The sequence below is a fragment of the Paenibacillus sp. FSL W7-1088 genome, assembly GCF_037969855.1.
Lineage (GTDB): Bacteria > Bacillota > Bacilli > Paenibacillales > Paenibacillaceae > Paenibacillus.
On the sequence record NZ_CP150216.1, the window covers coordinates 3,949,298 to 3,969,496 of the forward strand.

General features: G+C 42.3%; 14 protein-coding genes and 1 pseudogene. 2 read left to right on the top strand and 13 right to left on the bottom strand.

All coding sequences use genetic code 11. The annotated features are described in order from the left end of the window. Positions 1-43: 43 nt before the first annotated feature. A complete protein-coding gene (locus MKY42_RS17760; RefSeq protein WP_339843669.1) occupies positions 44-2,503 on the bottom strand; it encodes a helix-turn-helix domain-containing protein in 2,460 nt (819 codons plus the stop codon). A 407-nt stretch (positions 2,504-2,910) separates the two neighbouring features. Here MKY42_RS17760 and MKY42_RS17765 point away from each other — a divergent pair, with 407 nt between their 5' ends. Beyond that, complete coding sequence (locus MKY42_RS17765; protein ID WP_090898984.1) at positions 2,911-3,186, top strand: hypothetical protein; 276 nt, start codon at positions 2,911-2,913, stop codon at positions 3,184-3,186. Positions 3,187-3,873: 687 nt separating this feature from the next. Here MKY42_RS17765 and MKY42_RS17770 read toward each other — a convergent pair. Continuing rightward, positions 3,874-4,845 (bottom strand): aldo/keto reductase, encoded by a 972-nt coding sequence (locus MKY42_RS17770; protein WP_090898987.1) that lies wholly within the window; start codon positions 4,843-4,845, stop codon positions 3,874-3,876. Positions 4,846-5,231: 386 nt separating this feature from the next. Here MKY42_RS17770 and MKY42_RS17775 point away from each other — a divergent pair, with 386 nt between their 5' ends. After that, positions 5,232-5,687, top strand: a complete 456-nt coding sequence (locus MKY42_RS17775) for a MarR family transcriptional regulator (protein WP_110001805.1) — start codon at positions 5,232-5,234, stop codon at positions 5,685-5,687. 202 nt (positions 5,688-5,889) lie between these two features. On the opposite strand, the gene MKY42_RS17780 is transcribed toward MKY42_RS17775, so the two are convergent. The 11 genes and pseudogenes from MKY42_RS17780 to MKY42_RS17830 form a co-directional block, all read right to left on the bottom strand. Continuing rightward, on the bottom strand, positions 5,890-6,780 hold the full coding sequence (locus MKY42_RS17780; RefSeq protein ID WP_177185731.1) for a GNAT family N-acetyltransferase: 891 nt from the start codon (positions 6,778-6,780) through the stop codon (positions 5,890-5,892). Further along, positions 6,764-7,174: an SH3 domain-containing protein gene (locus tag MKY42_RS17785; RefSeq protein ID WP_177185732.1), complete on the bottom strand. Its 411-nt coding sequence runs from the start codon at positions 7,172-7,174 to the stop codon at positions 6,764-6,766. Before MKY42_RS17785 ends, MKY42_RS17780 begins: the two co-directional genes overlap by 17 nt. A gap of 1,198 nt (positions 7,175-8,372) precedes the next feature. Next, a pseudogene (locus MKY42_RS17790) lies at positions 8,373-8,594 on the bottom strand (ABC transporter permease subunit); the annotation flags it as partial. A gap of 41 nt (positions 8,595-8,635) precedes the next feature. Continuing rightward, the gene (locus MKY42_RS17795; RefSeq protein ID WP_339843676.1) at positions 8,636-11,308 is read right to left on the bottom strand and encodes an endo-1,4-beta-xylanase; all 2,673 of its coding nucleotides are present in this window, start codon (positions 11,306-11,308) and stop codon (positions 8,636-8,638) included. 369 nt (positions 11,309-11,677) lie between these two features. Next, positions 11,678-12,529: a PRD domain-containing protein gene (locus MKY42_RS17800; protein WP_090902394.1), complete on the bottom strand. Its 852-nt coding sequence runs from the start codon at positions 12,527-12,529 to the stop codon at positions 11,678-11,680. A gap of 17 nt (positions 12,530-12,546) precedes the next feature. Continuing rightward, positions 12,547-13,989, bottom strand: coding sequence for a glycoside hydrolase family 1 protein (locus MKY42_RS17805; protein ID WP_179264541.1), 1,443 nt, complete (start codon positions 13,987-13,989; stop codon positions 12,547-12,549). Between the two features lie 59 nt (positions 13,990-14,048). Next, entirely contained in the window at positions 14,049-16,007 is a 1,959-nt protein-coding gene (locus MKY42_RS17810) for a beta-glucoside-specific PTS transporter subunit IIABC (protein WP_179264539.1), read from the bottom strand. 754 nt (positions 16,008-16,761) lie between these two features. Further along, the gene (locus MKY42_RS17815) at positions 16,762-16,974 is read right to left on the bottom strand and encodes a hypothetical protein (RefSeq protein WP_090899010.1); all 213 of its coding nucleotides are present in this window, start codon (positions 16,972-16,974) and stop codon (positions 16,762-16,764) included. A gap of 396 nt (positions 16,975-17,370) precedes the next feature. Further along, positions 17,371-17,997 carry a histidine phosphatase family protein gene (locus MKY42_RS17820; protein WP_257031388.1) on the bottom strand — a complete coding sequence of 209 codons (627 nt, stop codon included), beginning with the start codon at positions 17,995-17,997 and terminating at the stop codon, positions 17,371-17,373. 390 nt (positions 17,998-18,387) lie between these two features. After that, positions 18,388-18,768 carry a hypothetical protein gene (locus MKY42_RS17825; RefSeq protein WP_339843683.1) on the bottom strand — a complete coding sequence of 127 codons (381 nt, stop codon included), beginning with the start codon at positions 18,766-18,768 and terminating at the stop codon, positions 18,388-18,390. A 232-nt stretch (positions 18,769-19,000) separates the two neighbouring features. Then, positions 19,001-20,179 carry an MFS transporter gene (locus MKY42_RS17830; RefSeq protein ID WP_179264537.1) on the bottom strand — a complete coding sequence of 393 codons (1,179 nt, stop codon included), beginning with the start codon at positions 20,177-20,179 and terminating at the stop codon, positions 19,001-19,003. Between the last annotated feature and the right edge of the window lie 20 nt (positions 20,180-20,199).

A 20,199-nucleotide genomic window follows, 5' to 3' on the forward strand; every position in this document is an offset into this window, starting at 1 on the left:
CCCTTTCGGAAAGGATGCCTTCAGTTGAAGATTACACAATCATTTAGTACTGCCGATCGAGGGTAAGCAGCGTTATACCATGCGGCGGGAGCAAAATTTCTTTGTACCAATGTTCACCCTGCACGATTTCTGACCGGATTACCGGACCGCTTCTGCCGTTTAAATAGGAGATCTCTTCGGCTGTTAAAGAATCTGGTGAACCCATACGGATCCACTCGTCAAATACCGATCCGTGCTCCCGATCCAGTCGATAACTGGTGCATTTATACGTTCCTGAAAGCATATGTAACGAAAGTTCAAATGCCTTGATTCCTTTTTCCTCAAACACGTCATAACGCGATGAATCAGATAATTCCGACCAATCTCCACTCGCAAACAGCTGATCTACATGTACGTAGTGATAGAACAGGAACTGTATGCTTCCGTCACTTTTTCGAGTTCCGACATAACCGTTTCCCTTTACAAGCAGCTCGTCCCCCAGCTTTTGCATTAGCTCAAACGCATAATACGCCGGCTTTTTCAGCCCGTCACGATTGATCAGACCAAAACCTCCATAGAACGGAGAAGCAGGAACGATGCTTTCTTCGAATACGTCAGTAAAGGACCAGAAAGCCATCGCCTTTACGTCGCCGAGCGTATTCATGGTTTGGTAGATAACAAAAGGAGCCATAAACATCGTATCGTGCAGCAAGTTTCGGTCATACAGTGAAAAATTCCACTCCGTTACATGAAGCTCAACATGCCCGTACGATGACGCATTCATTTTTTGCCGTAAACGTTCAATGCTTTCCTTATAGAAAGAAGGCGGCATAATCTTCGTCAGACGATCTTCATCAATTTTAAGTTTCGGATACTCCGAATAAATATGGAACGAAAAGAAGTCTAGGGGCACTTCACGTTTTTGGCAATATGCCAAAAACTCTTCAGTCCAAGTATCGTTCCAGAGGGAGCCGTAACCCATGGCAGGGCCTCCTGCTTTCAGTTCGATCAACACCGATTTGATCGCACAAACGGTGGATTCATAAAAAGCAAAGTATTCTTCCTTGCTCCCTGCCCAACAGACTCCTGCCAGGTCAGGCTCGTTCCACACTTCGAAATACCACTTCTTCACTTCTTGCGCTCCATATCGATTCAAACAATGGCGAATAAATTCACTGACAAGTGCTTCCCATCGGGCGGGATCGGACGGAGGACTGATATTCCCTTTCCACTGAAATATCGTTTCATTGGACCTCGCAAGTAGACTCGGCATGAAACTTAACTCCACAAATGGCCGGATCCCCTGATCCAGAAGGAAATCATAGAGCTTGTCCACGTAAGACCAGTTGTAGACTGGTGTTCCATCCTCATTCTCGCTGTACACCATCATCTCATCATTGAATATGCCATGAAACCGGATGTAACGAAACGGAATTCGCGCCCTCAATTCGGCCAACTGCCTCCGCCAATCTTCGCGCAAACCTTCTGCTGCTCTGCCGGCAGTCATGGTAATATTCCAGTGTTTCTCATAAAGAACTGTAGTGTGGTCTTTCCGTATCTCGATATGATGTTGCTCTTCCATCAAGGCTTTCGTTGGTGGAAGCGGCACCTGCTGCGTTTCCGATTTCTCGTCCAGATACCGATACAATGATCCCATCGCGTTTAACGTGTCCATCTCATAATAATCCCCGCTTGAAGATTCCTCGTATGTTTTGGGCTTTCGGTTCTGGTTCGTATTGGGTGATTCTGGCGCGAGCGAAGCTTCGCGGTAGGAGCCGGGCGTGCAGCCGTACTTTTCTTTGAAGTATTTGTTGAACAGCTTTACATTGGCGAAACCACAATCCAGCGCGATTTCCGAAATTTTTTTCTCACTCCCTGCCAGTTGTGCCTGGGATTTCTCCAAGCGAATGAGCGTTAAGTATTTTTGGAAGGGGATTCCGATTTTATCGGTAAAAAAATGGGAGAAATAATGCAAGCTCAAATGCTCATAAGCAGCCATGTCTTGTAGCGTAATCTTCTCACTGTAGTGGCTGTCAATGTACGCAAGGACCCTGTTCAGTCTTTTATAATCGTACTCCTTGCTGCTCTCCTCTGCATCCAGATTTGTCCCATCGGAAAAATATCGCAAAAGGCATCCACATAACATCTGCAGTCTGCCTATCGTGTAGCTTCGATAACCCTTCGTTTTTTTGTTGATCTCCCATACCATTTGAGCGAGGTTTTGTTTGATGCTAGTTAAACGTAATTTATCCCCATCATTATTCAGAGCAGAATTGCAGGAGATAGACGCATTAGTGTTCAGCAATTCTGGACCGAACTGCAATGTCAGAAGTACATTGTCTTGATTGGTCCGTTCAATCTTATGGACAGACATGCTATTGACCACGATTACATCATCTTCATGAAGCGTGTACTGCTTTTGATCCAAATACATGATGATTGAGCCTTGAAGGACATACACAATTTCAACTTCCTTATGCCAATGAAAATCAACATGTTTCACGCTGTTTACAAAGAGCTTCATGGGTAGGTCGTCCTGATGCTGTATAAACTCGTATAGATACCGAATCGACTTCTCCTCCCCTCGTATTAAATTATTATAGACATAGCGTTTACAATAAAACAAAAGACTACACCTAATCGTAAGCATCTGTGCTATAGAATCAATATAAACGCATGATAAATACATAATGATTTTTCAAAAGCAAAAACCCGTTATTCCCTCACACAATCTAGTCCACTTCTCGTCTGACCATCAACCCAACCCATCGACCTCCAAAGTGTTTATAAGTATGAAAAATAGTAATGCTCCTACCTTCAATAATTAAGTGCTAATATAAATACCACTTTTACAGAACGTATGTTCCTGTTATTATGTAGTTATAGTGTTTTGTTCTAGATTATATTCCCACTTAGAAAGGATTACATAATATGAATTTATATAAGTTTGAATTAACGGTTAATGGGTTTCTTTTACGCGTTCATTTTAGTGCCTCTGAAGAAAGTGGATTAAAATGGTGTAAACGAATTGCTTCTGAATTCCAGAGTAATGTTGCTAATTTGGAGATAAAAGTTGATGTACATAAAAAGGAGAAGCAAAAGAATGCATGGGAATATCACGGAAAACCTTATTTATATGATCGAACATTGAGGAAAAAGCCACTTACAAAGAAAAACAATGTAGCTGAATCAACTGCTGCTATGTAAAGGGAATTAAAAGAAGCGGAGTATACCTACAAACCCAATCTGGTATAACGGATCGAACCCAGTTTTTATACAGACCCGTTCAAGCAAGCCGGAAACATGCCGACAAGCAGGTACGGTCAGGCAAATCGCGGCTGCGAGTAACATAGCCGAGAACCTGATCCCGATTGCCCGGCAAGTTCCAGGTACCCGATCGTGGTTATGAGCCATTCTTTTCTGGCAATATCCGTGTCAGTAGCTATGACCTTGATCATCTAACCCTGTTTGCTGTCGTAAATTTTTTTCAGCAGGTCCGCAAACTGCTGTTTATCGCTTTCGGACAAACAATTCGTCATCTGAAGGCTGAACTCATCCAAAATCCGTTTCAGCACAGGTTCGAAATCTTTCGCTTTTTGCGTTGGATAAAGCCGTATTTTTTGCGCTATCGATCATTCAATCTAAGTTCAATAGATTAGGGGTTATTCCAGAAAGTTCCCCGCCATTTTGCCTATAAGGTATGCCTGAAACCAGGTTTACCTTTTTTTAGTCGGCTCCCAAATGTCTTCAACTGCTTGTCACATCGAAAAAGCGAATAAACTCTTCAAGGATCGCACCCAAGAAGAGTTTATTACAAAAGTTTTAGCTTATAGAATCGATGTTCGTGAGGATGTCGATACAGAACGGTATCTTAGTAAAAGATATGTGTCCAATTTATACTAATGCATGTGGTATATAAAGTTCTTCTAAACGGGTAATTTCTTCAGGCGTTAATTTAACCGATAACGCTGAAACCGCATCTTCGAGATGGCTGATTTTGGTCGAACCGATTATTGGTGCTGTGACCTCTTCCTTTTGCAGCAACCATGCAAGAGCAACTTGTGCGCGCGGGATCCCTCGGTTAGCTGCAACTTCCGCAACTCTTTCTGCAACTTTGCGATCAGCTTCTTCCGTTTTAATAAACAACGCTTTTGCTATTTGGTCATTCTCGGATCGCGAGGTCTGCTCATTCCACTCCCGGGTTAACCGTCCTGCCGCCAAAGGTAGGTAAGGAGTGATACCAACCCCCTCATCTTTGCAAAGGGGGAGCATTTCTCTTTCTTCTTCACGATAAAGCAAGTTAAGTCTATTTTCCATGGAAACGAAACGTGTCCAGCCATTGCGCTCCGCGACATGCTGCGCTTTGGCAAATTGCCATGCCAACATGGAAGATGCTCCGATATATCTAACCTTTCCCGACTTAACTAAATCGTGAAGAGCCTCCATTGTCTCCTCAATTGGTGTATTAGGATCCCACCTATGGATCTGGTACAAATCGACGTAGTCTGTTCCAAGCCGTTTTAGACTGTTATCAATTTCATTCATGATGGCTTTACGGGAAAGCCCCATTGCATTCGGACCTTTGCGCATCGGAACAAATACCTTTGTAGCGATGACGGTTTCATCACGACTGGCGAAATCCTTTAATGCACGTCCAAGAATTTCTTCACTTGTTCCGTCAGAATACATATTAGCAGTACTAAAAAAATTAATGCCCATTTCGATTGCTTCTTTAATGATCGGTCTACTGTCCTCTTCATTCAATGACCATGGGGTATTGCCGCGTTCAGGTACGCCGAAGCTCATGGTTCCAAGACTTAATTTCGAAACATCCAAACCGCTTTGTCCCAGTTTCACATATTCCATTTAATAACACACTCCTTATATTTGTAGGGCAGGCGTTACGCCTTATCGATGAAGCCCGGGCATACAGCGTTGACCTTAATGCTTGTGGACTCAAGTTCTGATTGCGAAAGCAAGTGTAATCGCATTGAGAGCGGTTTTAGACGGACTATAAACGGCGCCGAACATTTCACGATGCGAATTGGCAGGGTCTGCGTTTAAAGTCAACGAACTCGAGCCGCTTTTTCATCCGTTTTTTCTCCTTCCTTTGCTTCTTTGCAAATCTTTATAATCTTCGTAGGTTGACATATCAACCTAAAGATAATTTCATCTCTTTGGTTGATATGTCAACTCACAAAACAAACTGTAACATCTTGTGGTTGACGTGTCAACCATGGTATTATATTCGCATGGATATTAACGAACTAAACGAAGACGAAATGCGAATATGGAATACGTGGAAAGGCTCCTTTAAACGAGTCTTCGGTCGCGTTGTAAAGGAAATGTCTGAATATACAGGACTATCAGAAGGTGATTTTGGAGTATTAGACCGTTTAGTCCAATTTGGAGATGGTAAACTTCGCCAACAGGAACTAGCTGACTCGATGGACTGGGATAAGAGCCGATTATCTCATCATCTAACGCGTATGGAAAAAAGAGGTCTAGTTCTGAGGAAACCACTAGACACAGAACGTGGTGTGCAAGTCATTATTACTTCCGTCGGAAAGTCCGCCTTGGATGAAGCCCTTCCCATTGTCTCAAAGGCAATACGCAAGTATTTTCTAGATCTATTAACTGATCAAGACATTAAGTCAATAACTGAATTGGCGGAACGAACCAAAAAAAGTACTGCAATTGACAATTAACGGGCCCCTCACGCTGAAAATAGCGGAGGGGTTGCTTTCTTCATTTAAAATTTTTCTTGCATTAACTAATTTTCATAATCCTCCCAAATGATCTGCTCCATAAGTAAGCGCATAAAAATGTACCCTAACCCCAGACAATAAATCCTTGCGTTACAAAATAAATCCAGGCCATTTTATCGACAACGAAACTAAAAAAATGATTTCATCTAAGATCCATATTTCGCATCATGAGCACTTGCTCAACATTTGTTGTGAAACCTAATTTTATCAATAGATCGTTCAAAAGTTGATTGGATTTACGCAAATTAGCTGTCCCTCGCCTGCATACATAGTCTAACGGGGCGAACAATTCACTGAGAGCAAGCTTATAAATCTCCTCTGCATCGTCCCGTCCAGGAAGGACCTCACATTGATAGAGCGAAATGGTTACCAATTTACCCTCTTGATCAAATGTTCGCTTATACAATGCATAGCATACAGGCTCGCTATCTTGTCTAATGATTATAGATTCACCCTCCTTCATGCTAGGCCATTGTGTCTGCCAAGCAGATAAACCTCGATAAAAGTCTAGCGCGTATACATCACGGGGCAATCCTTTGGTGATAGAAAAGGGATGCGCAACAGATCGCTTCAGTAGTTGGGGATCTATTGTACCCGTATGTTGTAAAATCATTAATCGATCCGTAATTTCATACCCCACATACTGATATAGCTTGATCGCACTCTCATTCTGGGTGAGTGCTTCAAGTATCGCAATCTCCACGCCTTGTTCTCGGTACAACTCTAGATTTCTTAACATGAGCGCTCTGCCAATGCCCTGTCCTCTAAATGTAGGCGCAATACCTGTGCCACCGTTCCATGCCACTTTCTTTCCATCTACGTCACGAAATCCATTCATGACAAACCCTGCAGGTTCACCATCCACATAAATAGCGAGTGAATTCTCCAAAGAAAGTCCTTCGTTAACAATCCTAGTCATCAAAGCCTCAATCGTCATAACAATCTGTATAAAATAACCCTCGAATCCTAGATTCCAAATACGTACATTTTCCTCGATCGATAGCTCACTTAGTTTCCTAAACGTTATTGTCATAAGTACGAACCTCTCTTTTACTTCGTTTAATGTGATCATTTTCGCCCAATCTAATAACTAATACCCTATTAGGTACCCACCCCTTCTCACCATGTGTGGTATGAACAAAACTCCATTCATTAAGTTCAAATTCTTTTTCAACTAACATACCAGGAGTAACAGTCAATTCGTATGCGGAATAGTGTGCTAACACAGTCGCTTTGTTTTCCTCAGTTGGTTTACTTAATATTTGTTTTGGTACCCAGCCTCTCTTTTTCGAATGGATTGCTTCACAAAAAATCCAGTTTGGAAATTCAGTATCTTCTCTGCCGTATATAACGACATCTCCTATAGCTAAAACAATTGGATCAGGATAATTTGAAAGATGTGGGTATACCACTTTATATTGCTTCATAATATGCCTCCAAATTTTAAATTCAACTGTTATTAACCAAGTTACGTCCAACACCGTAATGATTGGTTCCTTCACGCCATATTCATTCAACCTACTTACCTGCATGTTAGCTCAAAGAAAAAGAAACAGACTCCCAACCTCAGGTCTGCCTCTAAAAAATAGATTTATTTAAATTTCACTTGTTTCCGTTTCGTTTCGAGTATATCACTCATATATAACATATGTAAAGAACGCTTGTTCCCTTTTATTATTTCTGGAGTTACAATAACCTACCGTTAACTTAAAGATCTGTTTTCTACGTTTAGTCTTTCTTTTACTTGCTTTCAGTTTTGGGTTTCATGACAACTGAAAATACATTCGTGGATAATAATAGTAACAACCCCGGATACAATGTAAAATACAAACTTTCTTTAGAGAAAATCCCCATAGGATATAAGGCTCCACAAGCCATCAATATATAAGCGGCTATTTTCACCAATTTATACATAACAAACCCTCCAATTAAACGCTTATTTACTTAAATAAGTCAGATCGGTAACGTCTACTACTTCGATGAGGTAATGTCCGGTAACAAAAAGGTATACCAGTTGATCTCTCTGGATTCAAATAACAATCCTGCTGGTCAAAACATTCAAAGATTACTTTCAATTCAATGTCTTAGAGATGAGCGCATAGCCGTGGTTACTTCCACAAAAGACACCAATGATATCACGGCGTACTCGGTGAGTCGCATTATCTTGGCAGCTCTTTGACCGTATGTACGAGAAACCCTCCTTGAGCTTTTTTAAGACGGCTTGCCTTCGGGTAGAACCAGGTTCTAAGCTTATTGTAAAGCAATTCAGCCATATGTGAAATCGGCGTGCATAACGAAATCGTACCTGCCGTCAACTAGATTGCTATATAACGACTTTGAATGGAATAATATTATTATCCATCGACAATAGCCCGCTATACAAGCGGGCTTGATAATCCTTTTCATTAAGTTAAGGAATATAAGGAGTTGCCTCTACACTTTTATTGTAATTACTGGACTACCCACAGAAATATTTTGTGCTGCCACCCCAATTACTGATACATAATTGTCAGAGTTCCAGATACAAGGCTATACACAGTCATCCCTGCTTTCGAAACGGATGGATTTGAGTTTTTACCAAGTTCTTCAATACCGGAAACAGCTACGGAATCCTTTGTAGGCTGCCATCGACACAGGTAATAACACAAGAATCAAAGTTCGAAAGTAACCAGCTCCATCAACGAAGGCGACCTCTTCCAGCTCTTTGGGGACGTTGCGAAAAAAATTCAACAACAGGATCATGTTCCAGATGGATACCGCTTCAGGGAGAATCATCACCCACATCGTGTTCAACAAATTCAGCTTCTGAATCAGAATATAAAATGGAATCAATCCGCCACTGAACAACTGTTATGATGGTTTTCATTCTTGCTACTACGGCAAAAGATTTAATCCCCGTGTTTGTTTTTTCCAACAAAAGTGAGTATTCCGTACTGGGAAGTGTTTCTCCAGCTTTCATTGGTCTTATCATTCCATTTGGCTACGTTCTGCTTGCCTCCGCCCTGGTTGTCGTTAATTTGAAGATCCAAACCAAGAACATTTCCTGCTTTGGGTGTTAGTGAATGTAACTTGATTCTGGCTTCTACGAGATATCCTTTATTCGTTTTCTTCACAGCGCTTACAAGACGTCCGGGTGAGGCACTGCCTGCAAAGGTTCCTACATTGTCTGCACTGATTCTGAACTGGGCATCATCATATTGAAAATACGGTGTGCGCTGGTGATTTTCGTCCAGGAAAATCTCAACCGAATCCTGGTCCCATGGGTTAATACTATCTGTTATGATATTTGGATCAGTGACGTCGACCAGCAGATATAGATACTCACCTGACCATATTGCGTGAGCCACTGCTTCTGCACCTTCAGTCTGATTCAACCGTTTTACCTCAAAGGGTACAGCCTTATTCCATAGGGCGTCTTTCTTCCCATCAATCTGAACAATCCCTTGCACAGCTTGTGCAGATTTGGGCATAGGGGCGAGTTGAATCACGCCGTATTTGCTTGTATCTTGTTCCTGTGATTGTGTTCGATCATTCCAGTACAGTGGATTATAAGGCTGTGTCCCACTTGCACCGCCATCAGTCACACGGATATCCAAGCCGGCTTCATATTCTGATCCGACTTGGATACCACCCCATGGAATGGACAATTCAACCGAATATCCGTTTTTTGTCTCGCGTACACGATATGAACGTGGCTCCGCGCCATCTGCTTTGCCCGACCGCTTAATGATTACGTGTCGATCATCTGCTTCATAGGAGGTGGTCTTGCCATTATTGAGATCAACAAAGAGTTCTACTTTGTCATTCACATCTGCCTTCGCATCCTGAACATCCACAAGGATATACAGGTTACTTTGATCCCATAAGGTGCGGAAACTGGCTGATCCCGAAGAGTCGCCCTTCAGTGGAGTAGACACCGCTTTGTTCCAGAGCGGATCTTGTGACTGTTTTTTAACATCTGGTTTACCTGAAAGTGATACGGCTCTCTGCGTCAAAACAGGCAAGCTGGATTCATCGACGAGTCCCCAGTATGCTTTTTTGGCCTTCAAGGCTGAATCAAACAGCATAGCCTGGTTGTTGTAAGACTTCTCATCCTGCAATCCCCATAAGGTAACTGAAGAAATGTGATCTTTGTGTTTTTGGTACAAATCCAACAATTCCTTATATCGATACGCTTGTTTTACCGCAACTTCATCCGACATCACTTCACCAAATGGAATTCCGCTATCCACATCCAGTTCCGTGATCTGAATATCCAATCCAAGTTCGACGAACATGTTGATCGTTTTTTCAATTTCCTCGATGGGCGGGGATTCCAGGTTATAGTGGGATTGCAAACCCACACCATCGATGAGTCCCTTCTCTTTCAGTCGTTTGACTAACTGAAACATATGCTCTCTTTTCTCAGGGACTTCCGTGAAGTATTCGTTGTAGTATAATTTGGCATCCGGATCGGCTGCACGAGCAAATTCATAAGTTTTCTCAATGTAATCCGGACCGATTAATTCATAAAAGAGACTCCTACGTAAACCGTTGGCATCACCATTGCTATCCGCAATCGCCTCGTTTACCACATCCCAGGCATAGATCTTACCTTTGTATCGGGTCATGACGGTTTCAACGTAATCCTGAATCCGGGCAAGCAGTAATTCTCGACTCGCAGGTTTACCCTGAGGATCCTTGAGCATCCACTCTGCTGCATCAATATGCCACAACAGCGCATGTCCGCGTACACCCATACCATGCTCCTCGGCGAACTGAACATATTGATCGGCTGCCTCGAACTCATAAACACCTTCGGAAGGAGAGATGTACTTTGGTTTCATCTCATAGGTTGCGGTCAAGCTGTTAAAGTGCTTTGTGAGCAGTTGTCCGTATGCGCCTTCCAACTGCCAGCGATACACTGCCGCACCAATGGGGAAATCATCTTGATACAGATCATTCAGAGACAGAATATCTTCTTCAATCTCCAGTTGCTCTGCCATAGTAAATGATACATCATCCACATAGAACGATAACGTATCTACGCTATCTTCAGAGATGTAGGGTGTTTCGATGAACAAATTCAATTCAGCGGGATCATCGCTATACTGAAATTTTCCGGTGATCTTGTGCCATTTATTCCATTCTGCCTTGGCAATCTTCACGCTGCCGATCGGGTTCCAGCTTTCGGCAGTTGTTTTTTTATATGTGGTGAGCTGTAGCGTTTGATCCGTGGTGGGCTCCTGGGTAAGTCTTACATATGCCGTAATTTCGTACTCTTGGTTACGCTCAAGCAGATCTTTCATGGATAACATCGCTCCTTGATAAGAACGCTCACGGTTGGCAACCAGCATACTGGACTGACCTTCGTGTGCCTCCTGCTGTGTCACTGTCAGCCTTTCGTTACCGATCCGTGGAGTCCATCCCTGAAGTGTACCGTCTTCAAAATTTGTACTCAAATGACTTTCCTCAACTTCCGTAACTGCCTTGGCTGCATGTGAGACATTCGAAAATGGAAGCATACCGAGTACGAGCATAAGAACCAAGGCTGCAATATTCCATTGACGTAACCGTTTCATACAATTCCTCCTCTTGATTTGGTCTAAGTATTTCTGAACGGATTAACATCCAGATACATAAATTATAATTCTTACGATAGCGCTTACATATAAAAAAATCCCAATAATGATAATAAAATGTTATCATTTGTCAATATAATATGAGTTTAGGAAGCTGGAGTTCGTTCGCAAAGGTTCGATTAGTAAGGTACCATACGAATAGATTTTTGCAAAAAAAAGACCGTTTCCCGATAGAATACGAGAAAACGGTCATCGTTAGAAAGAATCATTTTTTCCTGTCTGCTAACAGGCATATAAACATACTAGAAATCAAGGGCATCAGATATTCAAAGAATCGCGTGCCATAAGTAAATCAATATAACCTTTGTTTTATAATCGTTCCTCGTGACCCTGTTCCTCCTGCACAATTCGAGCAATGTGAATCATCAAATATAATAATTCCTCGTTTGATATGGAGATATCCAGCATGTTTTGCACATAGGTTTTGATCATCTCCGCGCATTTGTATTCAAGCGGATGCTCCTTCACCATGTGCTGAAAGATGAAATCTTTCGGCGAATTGCCCAACCGACCCTCTTGTAAACGCTGGATGAAAAATTGCAGGTGTGTGACGAGTCTCACATAATGGATGGAGTTTTTGTTCAATTGCATATCAAAGCTATATTGAATCAGGTTAAAAATATCTTTTAACATCTTAACGGATTGCATGGTGCGCTCCATATTCTGCTCATGTGTTTGGGCATTCACAAAATGAAACGCGATATTCCCTGCTTCCTCTTCCGTAAGCTCAATGCCAAGTTCTTGATTCAACATGTGGACGGCTTCCATGCCCAGTTCGAATTCGACGGGATGAAACCTCTGGATCTCCCACAACATGCGATTCTGTAATGATACACCTTTTTTCCATCGTTCAATGGCAAAAGACAAGTGATCCATAAGCGTAAAGAAGATTTGATCGTCAAGAGACAGCTTTTCTTTTGCATTGGAAATCAGTTTGTTTATGACATTCACATGTTTTTCTGGCATGTTTTCGATGGTTCGTACGTAAGCCTGAGCAGATGGATTATTTTGCAGAATGAATCGTTTCTGGATATGCTCCTCTTCGAGACACTCACCGACTTTACCTTTGAATGCCAAACCTTTGCCCATGACAATCACTTCTTGCCCCTGTTCATCTTTGGTCAGTAGCAAGCTGTTATTCAATATTTTGATTACTCTCATGCTTTCATCACGATCCTTTATTCTTTCGTGACCGCCTGATCCGAATTTCCGATACATCTACCATTTTGTTTAATGACCTCTTGATACCACGAGAAGCTTTTCTTCTTCAAACGTTTCAAGTCTTTCAGATCCTGTTCACCACGGTTTACATAAATCATGCCGTAGCGTTTCCCATAACCCTGATGGGTGCTTACTACATCAATAACGGACCAAGGGCAATAACCAATCACATCCACCCCATCCGTTAGAGCGAGTCTGATCTGTTCCAGGTGTTTCTCGATAAAATCAATTCGGTACGTGTCGTTGACAGTGTGATCTGCTTCCAGTACATCTGGAGCTCCTATGCCATTTTCCGTAATTAAAATCGGGAGATCATATCGTTCACTTACCTTACGCAATGTCAGCCTTAGGCCAACCGGGTCAATGACCCAGCCATATTTTGTTTTTTTCGTATAAGGATTCTCTGCGGCACGGTACACTCCCTGCTCGCCAAGCATAATTTGCTGATCACCCGCACGAGCTGTAACATCCGACGCATCGCCCGTACTGGCGGCAATGGTTGCCGTTGAGTAATAATTGATCGCTACAAGATCGGGATGGCCTGACTGGATGTCTTCCATGTCGTCCTGCTCAATAATCGGCTCGATGCCACGTTCCTGCAAATAACTCCAGAATAATGGATTATACCGTCCCCACACCGATAAGTCGAGAAACCCCCATCCACGAATGGTCTCCCAGTTATGTGAAGCGATTGCATCTGCTGGCCTGGAGGTTGCCTGGTACATGGAAGTCATGTTTAATGCAGGACCGATCTTGCCGTGCGGGAGCATATCATGAAATAGTCGCATTGTTCTGCCTTGAGCCACAAACATGTGATGATTTTGCTGATACAGTTCCTTACTGGAAGGCAAACGTCCGCCCTTCGGTGTACCAATAGCACCTGGATGAAGAATCATCGTATTTTGCTCATTAATGGTCAACCAATATTTCACTTTATGCCCGTATTGCTCAAACAAGATACGCCCGTACTCGACAAAGGCATCGATCGTCCCCCGGTTGTTCCATCCTCCGGTTTTCTCAAGCTCGTAGGGGAGGTCGAAATGGTACATGGTGACAATGGGTTCAATGCCATGTAACAGCAACTCGTCAATCAATTGGTGATAAAAATCGAGGCCTTTCTCATTAATAGCCCCTACGCCTGAAGGCAAGATTCGAGTCCATGCAATGGAAAAACGATACGCTTTGAGACCCATCTCTGCAAAAAGCTTCACGTCTTCTCTGAATCGGTGATAGTGATCGCTCGCTACTGTGAAATCGGCGGTTCCGGCCGGATGATCACACATATCAATCACGGACAGACCTTTGCCATCTTCGTTCCAGGCTCCCTCCACTTGATAGGCCGAGGTAGAGCCTCCCCACAGAAAATCATTGGGGAATGGTTTGATGTGTTGATATAACATCTCAAGCACTCCTTCATCTTAATGTTGATCTACATATATATAGGACCGTATTACGGTTGTTAGGTAAGGTGGATAATCGTCGCTCCAACCTCCACAGGACTCTGCTTCTCCAGCTTAATGTCCGAGAAATGATCCGAATTGGCGATAATGATCGGGGTTATGACTTCGTAGCCTTCCGTCTTGATGGCATCGATATCAAAGCGGATCAATAAGTCCCCCCGTTGTACCCGATCCCCTACTTTAATGGATGAGTCGAAATGTCTCCCCTTCAAGTTGACGGTATCCACTCCAATATGAATGAGCACCTCTTCTCCATCATAACCATTTAATTTGACTGCATGTTTGGAGTCCATGAAAGCCGTTACTTCACCTGCGATTGGTGCATACAGTTCTCCTTTGGCAGGAATAATGGCAGCGCCTTTACCCAGTAATCCCAAAGAGAAGACATCGTCTGGTACACGGTCTAGATGGACTAATTCCCCTTGCATCGGGCTGGCGATCGTAAGTGGGAGTAATTCATTTTGGCTCGGTACATTTGCATTTGTTATTGTAGAAGACTTTGTGCTTGGGCTGTTGTCTTGAACAGGCTGCCCGGAAAGTGGCTTGTCATCGTTAACGTTGGTGTTGCCTTCTTCTTCATCGTCCACTGGATCTTCAAAACCAATGATCCATGTCAGAGCAAAGGTAACGACAAAAGCGATTAGACAAGTCACAATGGCATGAACGATGTTCATCGGATTGCTGCCAATGAAGGCAGGTAACGCGGCAAGCCCTGGAGACACGAAGGCATAACGTACTAATCCAGTCAGACCAGCATATATCCCTGCTACACCACCACCGATCATTGCGGCAATTAAGGGTTTCTTCAGTTTCAGCGTTACGCCGTACAAGGATGGTTCCGTGATGCCCAGCACAGCGGTGAAACCGGATGAAGCAGCGAGCTGTTTCAGTTTTTTGTTTTTTGTTTTTAATGCTACAGCAAGCGTGGCCCCACCTTGAGCAATATTGGACGCAAGCATTCCCGGACCGTTGATCATTTCATATCCATTTTTGGTCAGTTGGCTAGTTGCAATCGGCGTCATCGCCCATGCAGTGCCTGTCACGATCAGGAACGGTTGCAAAGTGCCCATTAACAAAGGAATCAGCCAACTGGCTCTGGCATTAATTGCTTCTGCACCCATCGCCACCAGATCATTCAGGTATGTTCCGAAAGGGCCGATGGCCACTAATGCAAGTGGTGCTGTAATCAACAGCACAATCATCGGTTTCGTGAAAAATTTGATCATGGAAGGTGATACTCGATCCGCGAAACGTTCAATGTAAGACATGAGCCAAACAACAATAATAATCGGCAGGACGGAGCCTGCATAGTCGGTTAGTCGAACTGGCACACCGATGAAAAACACGTCTTTTCCTTCCGCCATCAGGGCGCTCCATCCCGGGTGTAATAACACGCCGGCAACGGTCATCGCCAGAATTGGACTTGTTTCAAACTTAATGGAAGCTCCATAAGCCAGCAGAATAGGCATGAAATAAAACGCCGCGTCTGCAATGGTATTAAGGATATAGTAGTTTTGGCTTTCCGTCGTTACGAGGCCTGTCAGCACAAGTACGGCTAATATCGCTTTGATCATACCCGCGCCAATGATTGCCGGAATGACCGGAGTAAATGTCGTTGAGATCACGCTGATGAATCTGGAGATCCAGCTCTGTTTTTGTTTTGGTCCGTTATTTTTGCCAGAAGCTGATGTGGTGTCCGCACTTCGAGTTGCTGAACCCATCTGTTGAGTGATAACTCGGTAGACCTGCTGTACCTCATTGCCCACGACAACCTGGTATTGTCCACCATTGTTCACAACGGTAATGACTCCTGGGAGTGCTTTAAGTTTTTCTGTCTCCGCTTTGGAGATATCGTGAAGTTCGAACCGCAGTCGGGTTGCGCAGTGCGTAAGCCGAGCGATATTATCCTTCGTTCCAACCAATTCCGTAATCTCTTGTCCCAACTTGCGATAATCCATACCTTTGCCCCATTTCTGAATTTGGATATAAAAAAGACCAAAACGATATGCCTTCCCCTACTCACATAAGGAAAATGCAAAATCATTTTGGTCATGCCTGCTTTACCAGTAACAGCCAAACACTGCTAATATTCAATTCGCTTTTGATGTAAACGTTTACTGGATCATAATATCACACAACAAATTAGTTAGCAATCACTTTATTCGACATTTTTCTGCATTTTGATATGAGAATGGTTCTCCATCTGCCAGCTTTCTTACTCGTCAAACCGATGGCTATATAAGCGAACATGGCGAATGGAGATTTATCCATCAACATGTATCATTACCAACAAATTTCAGAACGGGCCATGCTTATTAAAATGAAAAATCAATTGGTTTTATACCTGCTAAATATTTATGGTGCATAGTAACCTTGTCATATTAGCGTCTTGTTTTTTGCTTTTCGGATGTTAAAAGCTATAACCTGTATTCAACGAATAATTCTAAAGAGGTTCAACATTATGCAAAAACGTCCTCTGCATCGCTAATTTCCAATGGTTATTTATAATGTCAGCCACCTCCTCGAGCGCCTCTACGATGCGTCCGTCTGCCCAGTATTATATTTTAGCGTTTCTCGAAGACAATTACTTTCCTTGCAGAAGGTCTTATGTACGGAATTACTAGCTTTGCAATACGGCTAAAGGGTAGTGACACGTAAATGACTTTGCGACGGACAAAAGTCACGCTTTCTATCGAACGATACTTTTTGTTATTACTGTTCTTTTCGTTTAAAAAACATCTTGCCAAGAATAAGTCCCATACCAGATGAACAAATAAGATATCCAAAGAACAAGAAAAGTAAATATACTCCATGAAGATCTTCAGCAATCTGATTTGCACCTACAAACCAAGCAGAACGAAAAGGATACAGTAATGCTACCCAGATAATCATTAACAAAAGAACATAATTAATTGTTTTTCTCAAAATAAAGATCCTTTCAAATTCGAGTGGAAAGCGTTAAGGCCATTAGCTTCAATAAACTCAAGGAATTTATCAATGAACTTATCATTATCGACTTCTCCCCCCCCTTTTAAGATTATATTATCCGATTAAAACGAGATCATCTATAGCTATATTCCAATTTGATCAGTGCTACTGGAAGTTAATTTCCATTATCAGCCCAACCATGTTACGCTCGAATCGCAAAACAAAGAAACTACGGTACCTTATTCGGCACCGCAGTTTGTAATCAATCATATGCTTCCTGTAAGATTTGAATGCCTCAGTAAATTCCTTTGAATCTCATATGATTTAGGTAATGTGAAACTTTCACGGTATCATTTTGTCCTGAACAGATTGTGCTGTATCCAACAGTTTAAACTACTGCATCTCAGCTAGACGTAGTACATCCTCCAGAGTCAACCTTTTAACGATCTCATACCCCATATGATTTCCCAGCGGTTTTAATATTACTGTCCCCATATATGGAATGTCCCCTAAACCCATATCCTGTGGAAAAGAGTGAGCTATGATAACCCTATTGGATGTATTAGGAGTTATACGTTCAACTTCATTTGTAAAGGCTTGAATGATATTCTGTGCATCCTCTGTATTGATGTTCTTGCTTAGTTCGTATATGTTCATCCAAAATTCATTTACAGTTACATTGGGTTTGCCAAAAGCAGCTTCCGCAGTTTGCACAGTTCTACAAAGTGGACTCGATTCAACTGGAAAAGTAACGGGTATATGGAGCTTTCGAATGGCTTCACCATACTTCTTTGCTTGATCCATACCTCTAGCACTTAAATTCCTTTGAGTGGAACAATCCGTTAGACTAAGATCTTGTTGATCCTCTCCTAAAGTTGCTTCCCCATGACGAACATAAAGGATATACCCTCCTTTACGGAGATCATTTATAAGAGGATCTTCAGAAACAGGGGAAGCATAAGAATGTAATGGTGTAATCAATAAAAAAATAAAGGGTAACAACATGAACAAACGGTACATTTCTCATCCACCTTCCGTTTTCATACTGTCCCCATTCAGAAAACACTTTATACAACGTCTAAAGTGGATATAACTATACATGATGGCAATCTGGTATTGTACTACAATGCAAATTCGACACCATAACGGTTCCTTGCAAATGGGGAGTATTTTGTACAACTTATGATTGCATGCTTCCCCTCTTTTTTATCTGCTTTACCTATATATAAAGGAATAAAATCATAGTGCCTGATTGCTGACTTGATTCAAATAAAAAAGCCGCTAAAGTAGCGATTTTACCTTCGTATTCATACACACATGCTCTTTATTATTTGTCATAAGCAGCTAATGCAGTTCGAAGTGTTCTTTGTGTTTGGTTACCCACTATTGAATGGGGAAATTAGTTGTTCCCTAACTTTCTCTGATCATTCCATATTCAACGACCTTCCATTGCCCTTCCTGACAAGCTAGTTTCATGTCTAAAGCGACTGCTCCTTCGTTTGCACGATACTTACTGACCTCAATCGTCATCTCATCTGGGTTGTTAGATTGCTGCTGCTTTTCAATCGTTAAAAGAATGCCTCTTAGCGTAGTTTTCTGCTGGGCATATAACTTCTCCTCTATTAATTGTTCATAAGTGTAGTTGTACATCGTTACGTTATATTCTTTTTGCAGGGATTCCTCAATGACTTGCTTATCAGAGCTTTTTAAAGTAACTCCCTCATTCCAAACCAGGGAAATGTACTCCATATTGGTATTAAGAACTGTATCATATGAAATCAATTCATCCAACGCTACACGATAGGCTTCAATAAGATCATCCTGTGAACCTGTGCTAGTCACTTTGCTGTAGCAAGCTGATGTTAGAAAAATCAGTATAATGCTGAGAATACAATGCAAATATTTTACTTTGATTATAATCCTCCCCTTTAAAGTGCTTACTTATATGGACGCGCTACAAATACATAATGTTGCCAAACGTTATTCAATTCCTGGTTCGAAACTGTTCCGCTCCAGCCCCTGACTATAAAGAAACCCCTTTAGAGTTGAGATTAGAACTGCTCATTTTTTTGAATAATACGATGGCAAAAAGAAAAGCTATGCTTACAGCGGCAAAACCCAGCCAATTCAAATACAGAACAGATGTATGACGGATGACGAGCCCTCCTAATCCAGATCCCAGTGCAAAACCAAATTGGATAAACGACGTATTTACGCTAAGGGCAATATCCGGATTTCGTGGTGCTAGAGTAACCAGATATAGTTGCTGGGCAGGGGAAATGCTCCACGTGGCTAACATAAAAATCATTAACACCAAGAGTAGAACCACCAGATGCACACCCGCTAGAGCGAATAAAAGAAGAGTCACGCCCTGTAACATCAGTCCGAGGCCAATGGTAAACTTTGACCCCTTTGCATCTGCCAATTGCCCGCCCACTTTTGATCCGACAAAGCTGCAAATCCCCGCCAGAAACAGAACACCGCTTATTTCGGCCATGGACAGAGAGGATGTAGCTTGCAAGAAAGGCGTAATATAGGTAAACAGTGTAGCATAACCGCCAACATACAATAACGTAATAACCAAGGCAGTCAGAATGGTTGGATTTTTTAAAATGGTAAGCTGCATGGTGAGCGTAACCTTTTCTTCTTCTTTGATTGCCGGAATCTTTTTATAGATGATCAGTAACGGAAGAACACTTAACAAACCGATGAAAACAAATAGAGCTCTCCATCCAAACATCTCACTAAAAAATGTGCCTATGGGAACACCGAGCACTAGCGAGCTGCTAAGCCCCATCAAAATGATACCAATGGCATTGCCTCGTTTTTCTTTTTCCACGAGTCGTGTCGCTACTGCCATAGCTACAACGGTAGAGATACCTCCACTAGCCCCTTGAATCATTCGTACCCAAAGTATCGTTTCATAGGTAAGATCGACGAGCATTAGTCCGTTGCTGGCAATAAATACACTGAGGGTAGCCATCAGCAACTTCTTGCGATCCATATTTATGGTTAATGCAATCAATATCGGAGCAATTATGGCCGCTGCGAGAGCAAACACGGTCACCAGTAACCCTGCTTCGGAAGTAGATACTTGCAAGTCCGCAGCGATCATTTCAATGACTCCAGTAATAATGTATTCAATGGTTCCAATCAGAAAAACAGCCAGTGCCATTACATAGATGATTCCTTTATTTTTCAATGTATTCCACTCCACCTTCT

Excerpts from the sequence above, each read along its gene's own strand:
- MKY42_RS17760 (WP_339843669.1), bottom strand. The coding sequence starts at position 2,503 with ATGAAGCTCTTTGTAAACAGCGTGAAACATGTTGATTTTCATTGGCAT.
- MKY42_RS17765 (WP_090898984.1), top strand. The coding sequence starts at position 2,911 with ATGAATTTATATAAGTTTGAATTAACGGTTAATGGGTTTCTTTTACGC.
- MKY42_RS17770 (WP_090898987.1), bottom strand. The coding sequence starts at position 4,845 with ATGGAATATGTGAAACTGGGACAAAGCGGTTTGGATGTTTCGAAATTA.
- MKY42_RS17775 (WP_110001805.1), top strand. The coding sequence starts at position 5,232 with ATGGATATTAACGAACTAAACGAAGACGAAATGCGAATATGGAATACG.
- MKY42_RS17780 (WP_177185731.1), bottom strand. The coding sequence starts at position 6,780 with ATGACAATAACGTTTAGGAAACTAAGTGAGCTATCGATCGAGGAAAAT.
- MKY42_RS17785 (WP_177185732.1), bottom strand. The coding sequence starts at position 7,174 with ATGAAGCAATATAAAGTGGTATACCCACATCTTTCAAATTATCCTGAT.
- MKY42_RS17795 (WP_339843676.1), bottom strand. The coding sequence starts at position 11,308 with ATGAAACGGTTACGTCAATGGAATATTGCAGCCTTGGTTCTTATGCTC.
- MKY42_RS17800 (WP_090902394.1), bottom strand. The coding sequence starts at position 12,529 with ATGAGAGTAATCAAAATATTGAATAACAGCTTGCTACTGACCAAAGAT.
- MKY42_RS17805 (WP_179264541.1), bottom strand. The coding sequence starts at position 13,989 with ATGTTATATCAACACATCAAACCATTCCCCAATGATTTTCTGTGGGGA.
- MKY42_RS17810 (WP_179264539.1), bottom strand. The coding sequence starts at position 16,007 with ATGGATTATCGCAAGTTGGGACAAGAGATTACGGAATTGGTTGGAACG.
- MKY42_RS17820 (WP_257031388.1), bottom strand. The coding sequence starts at position 17,997 with ATGTACCGTTTGTTCATGTTGTTACCCTTTATTTTTTTATTGATTACA.